This is a genomic window from Streptomyces sp. TSRI0281, from assembly GCF_001905125.1.
Taxonomy (GTDB): domain Bacteria; phylum Actinomycetota; class Actinomycetes; order Streptomycetales; family Streptomycetaceae; genus Streptomyces.
The window spans coordinates 832819-846184 of the sequence record NZ_LWLE01000001.1; the positions used below are offsets into that span (position 1 = coordinate 832819).

The following is a 13366-nucleotide window of genomic DNA, read 5'->3' on the forward strand; positions in this document are numbered from 1 at the left end:
GCCGATCGGGGGACGGCTCGCCCGGCCGACGGCACGGACGGGCCCGCACCGGCCGGATCAAGCCAGCGCGGCCTCGGCATCGAGCATCTGGAGCCCCGCGCTCAGGCAGTGATGTCCTTGGCCGTGAAGCGCGCCCAGGCCGCCGAGCCGAACACCGCCGCGTACAGACCCTGCAGGCCGAGGTTCTTGACGACGTCGTCCCAGTAGACGGGGTCGCGCAGCAGGTCCGCGAAGGACAGCCAGTAGTGCGGGAAGAGATAGGGGTGCAGGGCGCTCAGCTGCGGGATCGAGCCCAGGATCTGCACCGTGATCAGCACGCCGACCGTGGCCGCCATCGCCGCGATCCCGCTGCCGGTCAGCGTCGAGATGAACAGGCCCAGCGCCGCGAAGCCGATGAGTGAGGCCGCGACCACCACCGCGATCAGTCCGGCCCGCACCAGCCCCTCGCCGAAGCCGATCCGGGTCCCGGAGATCGTGGTGACCTCGCCGAGGGGGAAGAGCAGCGCCCCCACGGCCAGCGCCGATGCCGCCACGACCAGCGTCGCGACCAGGCAGAAGATGAGCACGGAGGCGTACTTGGCGAGCAGCAGCCGGGTCCGGCCCGCCGGGGCGACCAACAGGTAGCGCAGGGTGCCGCCGCTCGCCTCCCCCGCGATCGAGTCGCCCGCGACGACGCCGACGGCCATCGGGAGGAAGACCGGGAGCGTCGCGGCGAGGGCGGCGAAGACGAGGAAAAGCCCGTTGTTGGTGACCTGGGTGAGGAACGCCGGGCCCGCCGCCGCCCCGGGGCCGCCGTCAGCGCCGTCGCCGCCGCCGCCCGTCTCGATCCGGACCGCGATCCCGATCAGCACGGGAACGGCGGCGAGCACCCCGAGCAGGGCGAGGGTCCGCCAGCGGCGCAGGATGGTGGTGACTTCGGAGCGGAGGATTCCGAACGTCCACAGCGGGTTGCGGGGCGCGCTCGCGCCCCGTACGCCGTCGGCTCCACCCCGTACGCCGCCGCCTTCACCCCGCACGCCGTCCGCTTCACCCCGTACGCCGGTTGCTTCAGCCCGCGACATCGAATCCCTCTCCGGTCAGTGCGACGAAGGCGTCCTCCAGCGAGGCCCGTTCGACGCCGAAGGACCGCACCCGGACGCCGCCGCGTACCAGGGCGGCGTTGAGGTCGGCGAGTTCCGTGCCGCCGGGCGGGGCGTCACCGGTCAGCCGCTCGCCGTCGGTGCTCAGGCCGGTGATCCCGTGTTCCTTGAGGATGCGGGCGGCGTCGCCCGGGTCGGGGGTGGTGACGGCGAGCCGGCCGCGGGTGCCGGCGAGGTCGCCGACGGGCCCCTGGACGATCAGCCGGCCGCGGGCCATCACCGCGGCGTGCGTGCAGACCTGTTCGATCTCGTCCAGGAGGTGGGAGGAGAGGAAGACCGTGGTGCCCTCGGCCGCCAGTTCCCGGATCAGGGAGCGGATCTCCCGCATGCCCTGCGGGTCCAGGCCGTTGGTGGGCTCGTCCAGGACGAGCAGGCGGCGCGGCTGGAGCAGGGCGGCGGCGAGCCCGAGGCGCTGCTTCATGCCGAGCGAGTACGCCTTGGCCTTCTTGCCCGCGGCGGCGGCGAGCCCGACCCGGTCCAGGGCGTGCGCGACGCGGGCGCGGCGGGTACGCGGGTCGGCGGCCGGGTCGGCGGAGTCGTAGCGCACGAGGTTGTCCCGGCCGGACAGGAAGCCGTAGAGGGCCGGGCCCTCGATCAGCGCGCCGACCTGCGGGAGCACGGTACGGGCGCCGCCCGGCATCGGACGGCCGAGGACACGGGCGGTGCCGGACGTCGGGTCGATGAGGCCCATGAGCATCCGGATCGTGGTGGTCTTCCCGGAGCCGTTGGGGCCGAGGAAGCCGAAGACGCTGCCGCCGGGAACCGTGAGGTCGAGGCCGTCGACGGCGAGCTGGCCGCCCCGGTAGCGCTTGGTGAGACCCCGGGTCTCGATCACGGCCGTCACGTCCCTGGCCGCCGTCACATCCCCGGCCGCCATGTCGTCCCCGGCCGCCGTCACATCCCCGGCCGCCGTCCCGCCCGAAGCCGCCGTCACACTTCCGGCCGTCACCCCTCCGGCTGTCACCCGTCCGTCCGCGGCCGCCTCTGTCCCGGTCATGCGTACCCCTCGAAGCTCGGTTCGGCCCGGCCCGGCTCGGCGGGCCGCCCCGTCGCGCGGTGCGCGCGGCGGGGCGGCGTCGTTCACTGCGGGCAGTGAAGCATCCCTGCGCCTACTTGGCGCCGTTGGCCGCCTGCACCAGCGCGTCCTTCGTCACCGCTCCGACGTAGACCGTGCCGTCGTCCGTCAGCAGGGCGTTCACCAGGCGGGTCTTGAAGACCGTGCCCGAACCGAACTTCCCGGTGACCTTGTCGCCCAGGGCGTCCAGGAAGCCCTGGGCCTCGGCCGGCATATCGCCCGAGCCCTGCGAACCGCCGGTGGGCAGGCCCGAACCGCCGGGGATCTTGATCTGCGCGATCGAGGTCCAGCCCTCGCCGATCACGTTCAGCCCCTTGGAGCCCTCCAGGCCCTCCAGGCCCTTCATGCCTCCCAGCTCGGCGAGGCCCTCCGGTGCCTTCCCCTCCCCGCCCTGCTGCTCCGCCGCGTCCTTCAGGTCGTCCGCCTCGGTCACCTTCGCGCCCTTGGGCGGGGTGAAGGAGAACGAGGAGGCGTCGGGCCTGGAGAAGTCGACCTTGGTGAATCCGGCGTCGACCACGGCCTTGCCGCCACCGCTCGCGGAGAGGGTGAACTTCAGCGGGACGCCGTTGGCCGCGTCCACCGCGACCCGGACCGACGCGACCGTCGAACCGGACTGCTTCGGCTTGATCAGCAGCTGGTACGCGTCGCGCCCGGCCACCCGTGACGTGCCGTCGACGGTGACCGAGGTGGTGTCCCCGGCCGCCGCGAGTGCCTGCTCGGCGAACTCCTTCGGAGTGGTCGGTACGCCCGCGGGCGCCTTGTGCTCCTTCTTCCGCTGCTTCTGCTGCTCGGCGTCCGCCGCGGCGTGGTACGCCTCGCCGGACTTGCTGTCGTACGCCCAGACCTCGCCCTTGTTGTGGATGAGGCTGTACTCGGCGGCGTTCCCGAGGATCGAGAGCCGCTGCCTGTCGGGGCCGTCGGCCGCCACCCGCAGCGTGTGCGTACCGGAGGCCAGCTCCATCAGCTTGTCCTCCGGAGCGGCGGAACCGCCGCCGTCCGTACCGGCGCCGCCCGGGGCGAAGGAGCCCGCGAGCCCGCCGAGGGACGGGATGCCGAGGTCGGTGCTGATCTTGAGCGTGCCGGACAGCTGCTGCTCGTCCGAGGCGGCGATCTTCTCGATGAGTTCCTGTGCGCTGATCTTCGGCAGCTCGGGGTCACCGGAGTCCGCGAGGGCCGGGACGAGCCCGATCGTCGCGGCCGCCACCCCCGCCACCGCGACGGGGACGATGTATCGCGCGGCCTTGCGACGGCCCACGACAGTGCCCGTGGCCTTGCCGGTGGTCTCTGCGCTGTCGTTCGGTGCCATGTGTGCCTTACCTCCGTGGTCGGCGGCGTCCGTCCGGTTGCTCACGTCCACTCCCTGCCGCCATTCTCACCCGATGTGGTCAGGAGTGGTTGTTCTCCATCTGACCAAATCGGGCGGCACGAAGCGTCAGCCCGCGGGATCAACTCCGTCTACTGCTCCGGTATGACAACCGGCGGCTCAGGGCCGGCCGTCCAGTAGGGGTAGGGCCGAACGGTGTGTCAGCCGGCCCGGTGCACCACGGCGTCGCACAGCTCCGCCAGTGCGGACTTGGCGTAGCCCTCGGGCAGCGGCGCCAGCGTGGCCCGCGCCTCCTGCGCGTACCGGACGGTGTCCTGCCGGGCCTGCTCCAGCGCCGGGTGGGCGCGCAGCCCGCGCAGCGCCTCGGCCAGCCTGCCGTCGTCGCTCAGGTCGCCGTCCAGCAGCTCCACGAGCTCCAGGTCCTCCGGCTTGCCGTAGGCCGCCGCCTGCGCCCGCAGCCGCAGGACCGGCAGCGTGGAGATGCCCTCGCGCAGGTCGGTGCCGGGGGTCTTGCCGGACTCGTGGGAGTCGGAGGCGATGTCCAGGACGTCGTCGGCGAGCTGGAAGGCGATGCCGAGGCGTTCCCCGTACTGGGTGAGGATGTCGACGACCCGCTCGTCGGCGCCGGACATCATGGCGCCGAACCGCCCGGACACCGCGACCAGCGAGCCGGTCTTGCCGCTCAGGACGTCCAGGTAGTGGTCGACCGGGTCGCGGCCGTCGCGCGGGCCCGCGGTCTCCAGGATCTGGCCGGTGACCAGGCGCTCGAACGCCTCCGCCTGGATGCGTACGGCCTCCGGGCCGAGGTCGGCCAGGATGTGCGAGGCGCGGGCGAAGAGGAAGTCGCCGGTCAGGACGGCGACGGAGTTGCCCCAGCGGACGTTGGCGCTGTCCACCCCGCGGCGTACGTCCGCCTCGTCCATCACGTCGTCGTGGTAGAGCGTCGCCAGATGGGTCAGCTCGACGACCACGGCCGAGGGAACGACCCCGGGCGCGTCCGGGTCACCGAACTGGGACGCCAGCATGACCAGCAGCGGCCGAAAACGCTTGCCCCCTGCACGTACAAGGTGCTGCGCGGCCTCCGTGATGAACGGGACCTCGCTCTTGGTCGCTTCGAGCAGCCCCGCCTCGACAGCGGCCAAACCCGTCTGGACATCGGCCTCAAGAGCCTGGTCCCGCACGCGCAGTCCGAACGGCCCGACGACGGTCACGAGGGGATCTCCTGTCTACTGACGATCACACGGATTGTCGATGTGTCGCTGTCATCACTCAACTCAGCGTATCCGGTCCGCTTTGGATCACCGTGGGCGCCTTCCCGCCACCGCCGGTATGTTCGGGATCAGCTCATACGATCAGGAGTTACCGCTTTGTCGCACACCGCCAACGACACCGAGTCGACCCAGCCCCCGCCCGGGGACGACCACGCCTTCTTCGGCCAGCCACGGGGCCTGATGACCCTGTCCGGCCTGGAGGTCTGGGAGCGCTTCTCGTTCCTGGGCATGCAGGCGATCCTGGTCCTTTTCTTCGCCGACAAGGTGTCGAACGGCGGAATGGGCATGGACGCCGGCACCGCCGCGTCCGTCTCCGCCGCCTACGGCACCCTGGTGTATCTGGTCTCCGTGGCCGGTGGCTGGCTGGCCGACCGCATCCTCGGCTCGTACCGCGCCGTCCTGTACGGCGGCATCCTCATCGCCTGCGGCCACTATTCGATGGCCGTGCCGACCGACACCATGACCTGGGTCGGCCTGGGCCTGATCAGCGCCGGAACGGGCCTGCTCAAGCCCAATGTCGCCTCGATGGTCGGCAAGCTCTACCGCACCGACGACGAGCGGCGCGACGCCGGATTCGCCCTCTACTACATGGGCATCAACATCGGCGCCTTCGCCGGTCCGCTGATCACCGGCTGGCTCGGCGACCACGCGAGCTGGCACTGGGGCTTCTCGGCCGCCGCCGTCGGCATGACGCTGGGCCTGATCCAGTACGTGGCGGGCCGGCGTCACCTGGCCGGGCGTAAGCACGGCGCGGAGTTCCCGCTCGCCCCCGGACCGATGCGCCGTGCCGTACGGCTGATCGTCGTCGGGGCCGTCGTGTTCGCCGCCCTCGCCACCGCGCTGGCGCTGGCCGGCTGGCTGACGATGGACCGGCTCGTCGACGTCCTGACCGTGATCTCGGTGATCGCCCCGGTCGTCTACTTCGTCGTCATGTTCAAAAGCCCCCGGGTGAGCGCCGAGGAGCGCGGCAGGCTCCGTCCGTACGTGGTGCTGTTCCTGGGTTCCGTCGTCTTCAACTTCATCCTCTTCCAGGCGTACTCGACGATGATGCTGCTCGCGTCGACCAACGCCCGTACCGAGATCTTCGGCTTCCACTTCCCGGCCAGCTGGTACGCCTCCGCGCTCGGCGCCTTCGAGGTCGCGCTGGCGCCCGTGGTCGCCACCGTGTGGGCGCGGATGGGCCCCCGCCAGCCGCACGCCTCCAACAAGATCGCGTTCGGGGTGATCCTCGGCGGGCTCTCGTTCCTGCTGATGGTCCTGCCCACGTCCGGGCACTCCGACGACACGTTCAAGATGGCCGCCTGGTGGATCGTCGGCTCGTATCTGCTGCTCGGGCTCGGCGACGTCCTGCTGGAGACCTCCGGCATGTCGGCCACCACCAAGCTCGCCCCCAAGGCCTTCGCCAGCCAGACGATGGCGCTGTGGTTCCTGTCGCTGGCCCTCGCCAACGGCATCCAGGCCCAGATCGTGAAGCTGTACGGCGAGGTCTCCAACCCCGCCTACTTCGGTGTCAACGGTGCGATCGCGGTGGTGGCCGGTGTGGCGATGATCGCCGCCGCCCCCTGGCTCAAGCGCACCATGCACCCCGTCCACTGAGGTACCGCCATGCACATCAGCACCGAGTTCCCGTACGAGACGTTCCGCGAGGACGTCCATATTCCGCTGCCGGACGGCACACAGCTGTACGCCCGGATCTGGCGGCCCCTCACGGACGAGCCGGTCCCCGCGCTGCTGGAGTACCTGCCCTACCGGCTCAGCGACTGGACGGCCCCCCGCGACTGGCAGCGCCACCCCTGGTACGCGGGCCACGGCTACGCCTCCGTACGGGTCGACGTCCGCGGCCACGGCAACAGCGAGGGCATGCCGGGCGACGAGTACGACGCGACCGAACTGAACGACGGGGTCGCCGTCATCCACTGGCTGGCCCAGCAGGAGTGGTGCTCCGGCCGGGTCGGCATGTTCGGCATCTCCTGGGGCGGCTTCAACTCCCTCCAGATCGCCGCACTCGCCCCCGAGCCGCTGAAGGCGATCGTCACCGTCTGCTCGGCCGACGACCGCTACGACAACGACGTCCACTACATGGGCGGCTCGGTCCTCGCCGTCGACATGCACGCCTGGGCCGCCACGATGCTGGCCTTCGTCTCCCGGCCGCCGGACCCGGCACAGGTCGGCGACGACTGGAAGGCCATGTGGCTCAAGCGGCTGGAGGCCGTCGACCCCTTCATCCACACCTGGCTGGCCCACCAGACCCGCGACGACTACTGGAGGCACGGCAGCGTCTGCGAGGACTACGGCGCCATCAAGGCGAACGTCCTCGCGGTGGGCGGCTGGCACGACCCGTACCGCGACACCGTGCTGCGGCTCGTCGAGCACCTGGACCCCGGGCAGGTGCGCGGGCTGATCGGACCGTGGTCGCACCAGTACCCGGACCGGGGGCTGCCGCCGGGGCCGGCGATCGGCTTCCTCCAGGAGACGCTGCGCTGGTGGGACCAGCACCTCAAGAACAAGGACACCGGAGTGATGCGGGAGCCGCTGCTGCGGTCCTGGATCAGCGGCTCGCACCCGCCCGCCACGGTGTACGAGACGCTGCCCGGCCGCTGGGTCGGCGACGCGAGCTGGCCCTCGGAGAACGTGGCGCCGGTCGCGTACGCCCTCCAGGGCGGCGAGCGGATCGTGCGCTCGCCGCAGCAGACCGGGGTGGACGCGGGCCGCTTCTTCCCGTTCGGCAACGATGCCGACCTGCCGCCCGACCAGCGCGACGAGGACGCCAAGTCGGTGTCGTTCGAGTTCCCCGTCGAGGACTCCCCCATCGAGATCCTGGGCCGCCCCCGGGTGAAGCTCCGGGTCCGGATGGACGTACCGCGCGGCCAGGCCATCGCCCGGCTCTGCGACGTGGCCCCGGACGGCTCCTCCACCCTGGTCACCCGGGGCGTGCTCAACTTCTCGGCCCGCCACGGGCGCGACCGCCGCGAGGACTGGCCCGTCGGCGAGAGCGAGGACGTGACCTTCGAGCTGAACGGCATCGGGCACACCTTCCCGCCCGGCCACCGGATCAGGATCGCGATCTCCTCCTCGTACTGGCCCTGGATCTGGCCGCAGGCCGGCTCGGCGGGCTTCACCCTCGACGCGGACGGCAGCTTCGTCGAACTCCCGGTGCGCCGCCACACGGAGGACCCCGCGATCACCTTCGGCGAACCGGAGCAGTCCGAACCGCTGGGCGTCGTCTACCCGGTGACCCTCGACGAGCAGCGCCCCGAGCGGCTGGTGGTCCGCGATGTCGCCAAGGGCGAATGGCGGATGGAGGTCGACCCGCGCTACGGCGGTACGCGGGTCTACCCGGACGGCCTCGAATTCACCGAGGACGCGGTCGAGACGTACACGATCCAGGAGAACGACCCGCTCTCCGCCCGGACCCGCTCCGACTGGACGATCCGGCTGCACCGGCCGGAGATGGCCTGGGACGTGCTGATCGAGACGCGCTCCGAGATCAGCGCGGACGCGGACGACTTCATCACGTCCGACGAGGTGGTCTGCAAGGACGGCGGCGAGGTCGTCTTCCACCGCACCTGGGAGAAGCGCATTCCGCGCACAGCGGGGTAAGCCGCCCGGAGGTACGCGTGGGGCACCCGGGTTTCCGGGTGCCCCACAGAACTTTCCGGGCATTGCGCATAGTTGGGGCACTGCCGCGGGGCAGGGGGACCGACGTAACGTGTCCCCCAAGCGACCTGGAAAGCGAGGCAGCAACACATGTCCGAGCAGAGCAGCCCGCTCGATCTGGCCGAGGGCGATCCCTTCGGCCCGCACAACCTTCCGTACGGAGTGTTCTCCACCCCCGACCACCCCGACGACCGCCGGGTCGGCGTCCGCATCGGCAGCCATGTGCTGGACGCCGGAGCCGCCGCCCACGCGCTCGGCTCGCCCTACGCCGGACTGCTGGACCGGCCCAGCCTGATGCCGCTGCTCTCGGCCGGACGCACCGCCTGGCGCGACGTCCGCCGGGCGCTCACCGCCTGGTTGACGGTCCCGGCCCACCGCGCGGACATCGAGCCGCTGCTGCACCCCGTCGACGCGGTGAAGCTGCACCTGCCCTACAAAGTGGCGGACTACGTCGACTTCTACGCGAGCGAGCACCACGCCACCAACGTCGGCCGGATCTTCCGCCCGGACGGTGCCGCGCTGACGCCCAACTGGAAGCACCTGCCGATCGGTTACCACGGACGGGCCGGCACGGTCGTCGTCTCCGGTACGGATGTGGTGCGGCCCTCCGGCCAGCGCAAGGCCCCCTCCGATCCGGCGCCGGTCTTCGGCCCCTCGGTGAAACTGGACATCGAGGCCGAGGTCGGTTTCGTCGTGGGCGTCCCCTCCGAGCAGGGCACCCCGGTCGCGCTCGGCGACTTCCGCGAGCACGTCTTCGGGCTCTCGCTGCTCAACGACTGGTCGGCGCGCGACATCCAGGCATGGGAGTACGTGCCGCTGGGCCCGTTCCTCGGCAAGTCCTTCGCCACCTCCGTATCGCCGTGGGTGACTCCGCTGGAGGCCCTGGACGCGGCCCGCACCGCGCCGCCCGCCCGCGACTTCCCGCTGCTGCCCTACCTCGACGACGCGCGGGAGGAGGAGCCGGGCGGCATCGACCTGCGGATCTCCGTCGCGATCAACGGCCAGGTGGTGGCCGAGCCGCCGTTCTCCTCCATGTACTGGACGGCCGCCCAGCAGTTGGCGCAGATGACGGTGAACGGGGCGTCCCTGCGCACCGGCGATCTGTACGGCTCCGGCACGGTCAGCGGCGCCGAGCCGGGCCAGCGCGGCTCCCTCCTCGAACTCACCTGGAACGGCCGCGACCCGCTGGACCTCCCCAACGGCAAGCGGACGTTCCTGGAGGACGGCGACACGGTGACGCTGACGGCCTGGGCGCCGGGCCCGGACGGGACGCGCGTCGGCCTCGGCGAAGTGACCGGCCGGATCGTTCCCGCGCCATGACCCGGGACACACCCGGGCCGACGCTCCCCGAGGAACTGCTGCTGCTCGCCCTGGACCCGCGACGGGGCAAGCCCCTGTGCCGGGGCCGCTTCCTGGAGTACGGGATGGCGGGGGCGGTCCTGGCCGAGCTGGAGCTCCAGGGGCGCATCACCGAACAGCACGGCCGGGTACTGGTGGCGAACCCGCTGGACCCGGCCGATCCGCTGCTGGCCGTCCTCCTGCGCAGCCTGCCCGCACCGGGGAAGAGCACGTTCGGCTCGGGTGTGTCCGCGAAACGCTGGATCCGGCAGACCGCCCGGCAGACCGAGGGGCTGTATCTGGACTCCCTGGTGGAGCGCGGCACCCTGCGCAGGGAGACCCGCCGCTTCCTCGGTCTGCTCCCCTTCCACCGCCACCCGGCGGGCCCCGGGGACGACGCCGCGCGGGTACGGGACCGCTTCACGGCCGCCGAACGGGCCGGCTTCCCCGACCGCCGCGACCGACTGCTGGCCGCACTGGTCTCGGCGACCGGGCTGGCACCGGAGGTGACCGCGGACGGCCGCCGCGGCCGGGCGGCCATGCGGACGCTGCGCCGCGAGGAGTGGTCCGCGCACGCCGTGCACCGCAACGTGAGCCAGGACCGGGCGAACCGGAGCGGCGGCGGGGGCGGGGGCGGCGGAGGGAGCGGCGGGGGCGACTGAGGGCTGCCCCGCAGGGCCGGTGGTCAGCGGTGCGCGAGACGCTCACACGTTCGGGGGAGCCGCATCCGGTTCCCGGCGGATACGCTGATCGGACCCGCGAGACTCCGTCCCATGGGAGCACTGACGAGCGTCGAACCCGAGGCCCCCGAGCCGCGGTGGGCGGTCCCGCCCGAGGGCGGCTGGACCGCCGATGACCTGGACACACTCCCGAATCTGCCTCCGCATACGGAGCTGATCGACGGGAGCCTGGTCTTCGTCGGTCCCCAGACCGTGTTCCATTCACGGGCGGTCGACTTCTTCAACTGGCAGCTACGGTCACTGGCCCCACCCGAACTGCAAGTAGTGCGCGAGTTCACCACCGACATCGACCGCTACAACCGGCCGGAACCCGATGTGATCGTCATCGACGGTGAGATCGTCCAAGATCCGAAGCAGACCCGGTTCCCCGCCGAGTCGGTGCGCCTCGCCATCGAAGTCGTCTCCCCCGAGTCCCGGTCGCGCGACCGGGAGACCAAGCCCGTGAAATACGCCCGCGCGACCATCCCCCACTACTGGCGGGTCGAGAACCAGGACGGCCGGGCCGTGGTCTATGTCTTCGAGCGGGAACCCGCCACCGGTGCCTACACCTCGACGGGGATCTTCCACGACCGCATGAAGGTGTCGGTGCCGTTCCCCATCGACCTGGACCTCACGGCCATCACGCCCCGCCACCGGGCGGGGGACCTGGGTTAGGTCCCACCGCCCTCCCGTCACCGCCCGGTACTCACTCGTACTCGGGCGGTTCCTCGTCCCAGCCGAACTCCGGGTCACTGTCCGGGGCGGACGGGCGGGCAGCGGACGGGCGGGCCACCGGCGCGGCGGCCCGGGTCCGTGCGGGAGCCGGGGTCCGTGCCGGAGCGGGAGCCGGAGCGGGAGCCTGAGCGGGAGCCTGAGCGGGAGCCGGAGCGGGAGCCGGAGCCGGTACCGCCGCTGGTGCCGCGGCCGGGGACTCGGTCTCGGGCCGGTCCGGTGCCGGGCCCAGCTCCGCGAGCACGGCCAGCACCCCTTCCCCGTACGTCGCCAGCTTCTTCTCGCCGAGGCCGCTGATGCCGCCCAGCTCCGCCAGTGACCCGGGCCGCAGCGCGGCGATCTCCCGCAGCGTCGCGTCGTGGAAGATGACGTACGCCGGGACGCCCTGCTCCTTCGCCGTCGCGCCGCGCCAGGCGCGCAGCGCCTCGAAGACCGGGACGGCCGACTCGGGCAGCTCCGCGACGGCCGCCGCCGCCTTCGAGGTGCGCTCGCCCTTCATGGACCGGGACGTGGGCTTCTTTGGCTCCTTGCGCAGCAGCACCTCGCGCTCCCGGCCGAGCACCGTGCCGCTCTCCTCGGTGAGCACCAGCGTGCCGTACTCGCCCTCGACGGCGAGCAGCCCCTGGGCCAGCAGCTGGCGCACCACACCCCGCCATTCGGCCTCGGCCAGCTCCTCGCCGATGCCGAAGACCGACAGCTGGTCGTGGTCGAACTGGATGATCTTCGCGGTCTTGCGGCCCAGCAGGATGTCGATGATCTGGCCCGCGCCGAACTTCTGCCCGCGCTCCCGCTTCAGCCGCACCACGGTGGACAGCAGCTTCTGTGCGACCACCGTGCCGTCCCAGGTCTCGGGCGGGGTGAGGCAGGTGTCGCAGTTGCCGCAGGACTCCGCCGTGGGCTCCTGGCCGAAGTACGTCAGCAGTTGGGCCCGGCGGCACTGCACCGTCTCGCACAGGGCCAGCATGGAGTCCAGGTGGGAGGCCGCCCGGCGGCGGAACGCCTCGTCGCCCTCCCCGCCCTGGATGAGCTTGCGCTGCTGGACGACGTCCTGGAGGCCGTAGGCCATCCACGCCGTGGAGGGCGCACCGTCACGGCCCGCGCGGCCGGTCTCCTGGTAATAGCCCTCGACTGACTTCGGCAGGTCGAGGTGGGCGACGAAGCGGACGTCCGGCTTGTCGATGCCCATGCCGAAGGCGATGGTCGCGACGACGACCAGGCCCTCCTCGCGGAGGAAGCGCGCCTGGTTGACGGCGCGCGTCCCGGCATCCAGTCCCGCGTGGTACGCCACGGCCTCGATGCCGTTGCGGCAGAGGTACTCGGCGGTCTTCTCGGTCGAGTTGCGCGAGAGGCAGTAGACGATGCCCGCTTCCCCGTCGTGCTCCTCCTTGAGGAACGTCAGCAGCTGCTTCTTCGGGTCGGCCTTCGGCACGACCCGGTACTGGATGTTGGGCCGGTCGAAGCTGGCGACGAAGTGCTTCGCGTCGGGCATCCCCAGGCGCTGGGTGATCTCCCGGTGCGTGGCGTCGGTCGCCGTGGCCGTCAGTGCGATCCGCGGGACATCGGGCCAGCGCTCGCCCAGCACGGACAGGGCCAGGTAGTCCGGGCGGAAGTCGTGGCCCCACTGGGCCACGCAGTGCGCCTCGTCGATCGCGAAGACCGAGATCTCGCCCCGGGCGAGCAGCGAGAGCGTGGAGTCCAGGCGCAGCCGCTCCGGTGCCAGATACAGCAGGTCGAGCTCGCCCGCGAGGAACTGCGCCTCCATCGAGCGCCGCTCGTCGAAGTCCTGCGTGGAGTTGACGAAGCCGGCCCGCACCCCGAGCGCCCGCAGGGCGTCCACCTGGTCCTGCATGAGGGCGATCAGCGGCGAGACGACGATGCCGGTGCCGGGCCTGACCAGTGCCGGGATCTGGTAGCAGAGGGACTTGCCGCCACCGGTCGGCATGAGCACGACCGCGTCACCGCCCGCCACCACATGCTCGATGACGTCACCCTGCTCGCCGCGGAACGACTCGTACCCGAATACGCGATGCAGTGTCTGCCGCGCATCGCTCTCGGTCACATCCATGGTTACGCCCGTCCCGCTCATCGCTCTGTCCCCCGGTCCGTCCCGC

10 protein-coding genes are annotated in these 13366 nt (G+C 71.7%); 5 read left to right on the forward strand and 5 right to left on the reverse strand.

What is annotated here, in order from left to right:
- Positions 1-101 precede the first annotated feature (101 nt).
- The 4 genes from A6A29_RS03865 to A6A29_RS03880 form a co-directional block, all read right to left on the reverse strand.
- Complete coding sequence (locus tag A6A29_RS03865) at positions 102-1061, reverse strand: ABC transporter permease (protein ID WP_073718447.1); 960 nt, start codon at positions 1059-1061, stop codon at positions 102-104.
- Positions 1048-2016 carry an ABC transporter ATP-binding protein gene (locus A6A29_RS03870; RefSeq protein ID WP_073718985.1) on the reverse strand — a complete coding sequence of 323 codons (969 nt, stop codon included), beginning with the start codon at positions 2014-2016 and terminating at the stop codon, positions 1048-1050. The genes A6A29_RS03865 and A6A29_RS03870 overlap by 14 nt, the downstream gene beginning before the upstream one ends.
- A gap of 232 nt (positions 2017-2248) precedes the next feature.
- Entirely contained in the window at positions 2249-3520 is a 1272-nt protein-coding gene (locus A6A29_RS03875) for a LolA family protein (protein ID WP_073718986.1), read from the reverse strand.
- A gap of 218 nt (positions 3521-3738) precedes the next feature.
- A complete protein-coding gene (locus A6A29_RS03880; RefSeq protein WP_073718448.1) occupies positions 3739-4749 on the reverse strand; it encodes a polyprenyl synthetase family protein in 1011 nt (336 codons plus the stop codon).
- A gap of 156 nt (positions 4750-4905) precedes the next feature.
- On the opposite strand from A6A29_RS03880, the gene A6A29_RS03885 reads away from it, so the two are divergent.
- From A6A29_RS03885 to A6A29_RS03905, 5 genes are all read left to right on the forward strand, one after another.
- Positions 4906-6405 (forward strand): peptide MFS transporter, encoded by a 1500-nt coding sequence (locus tag A6A29_RS03885; protein WP_073718449.1) that lies wholly within the window; start codon positions 4906-4908, stop codon positions 6403-6405.
- Between the two features lie 9 nt (positions 6406-6414).
- The gene (locus tag A6A29_RS03890) at positions 6415-8409 is read left to right on the forward strand and encodes a CocE/NonD family hydrolase (RefSeq protein ID WP_073718450.1); all 1995 of its coding nucleotides are present in this window, start codon (positions 6415-6417) and stop codon (positions 8407-8409) included.
- Between the two features lie 147 nt (positions 8410-8556).
- Positions 8557-9786: a fumarylacetoacetase gene (fahA, locus tag A6A29_RS03895; RefSeq protein WP_073718451.1), complete on the forward strand. Its 1230-nt coding sequence runs from the start codon at positions 8557-8559 to the stop codon at positions 9784-9786.
- On the forward strand, positions 9783-10466 hold the full coding sequence (locus tag A6A29_RS03900) for a GOLPH3/VPS74 family protein (protein WP_073718452.1): 684 nt from the start codon (positions 9783-9785) through the stop codon (positions 10464-10466). The genes fahA and A6A29_RS03900 overlap by 4 nt, the downstream gene beginning before the upstream one ends.
- A gap of 111 nt (positions 10467-10577) precedes the next feature.
- Positions 10578-11198 carry a Uma2 family endonuclease gene (locus A6A29_RS03905; protein ID WP_073718453.1) on the forward strand — a complete coding sequence of 207 codons (621 nt, stop codon included), beginning with the start codon at positions 10578-10580 and terminating at the stop codon, positions 11196-11198.
- Positions 11199-11229: 31 nt separating this feature from the next.
- Here the strand turns inward: A6A29_RS03905 and recQ are convergent, their stop codons facing one another.
- Positions 11230-13320, reverse strand: a complete 2091-nt coding sequence (gene recQ, locus A6A29_RS03910; RefSeq protein ID WP_107468126.1) for a DNA helicase RecQ — start codon at positions 13318-13320, stop codon at positions 11230-11232.
- Positions 13321-13366: the final 46 nt, after the last annotated feature.

Excerpts from the sequence above, each read along its gene's own strand:
- A6A29_RS03905 (WP_073718453.1), top strand. The coding sequence starts at position 10,578 with ATGGGAGCACTGACGAGCGTCGAACCCGAGGCCCCCGAGCCGCGGTGG.
- fahA (WP_073718451.1), top strand. The coding sequence starts at position 8,557 with ATGTCCGAGCAGAGCAGCCCGCTCGATCTGGCCGAGGGCGATCCCTTC.
- A6A29_RS03890 (WP_073718450.1), top strand. The coding sequence starts at position 6,415 with ATGCACATCAGCACCGAGTTCCCGTACGAGACGTTCCGCGAGGACGTC.
- A6A29_RS03865 (WP_073718447.1), bottom strand. The coding sequence starts at position 1,061 with ATGTCGCGGGCTGAAGCAACCGGCGTACGGGGTGAAGCGGACGGCGTG.
- A6A29_RS03875 (WP_073718986.1), bottom strand. The coding sequence starts at position 3,520 with ATGGCACCGAACGACAGCGCAGAGACCACCGGCAAGGCCACGGGCACT.
- recQ (WP_107468126.1), bottom strand. The coding sequence starts at position 13,320 with ATGGATGTGACCGAGAGCGATGCGCGGCAGACACTGCATCGCGTATTC.
- A6A29_RS03870 (WP_073718985.1), bottom strand. The coding sequence starts at position 2,016 with ATGGCGGCCGGGGATGTGACGGCGGCCAGGGACGTGACGGCCGTGATC.
- A6A29_RS03900 (WP_073718452.1), top strand. The coding sequence starts at position 9,783 with ATGACCCGGGACACACCCGGGCCGACGCTCCCCGAGGAACTGCTGCTG.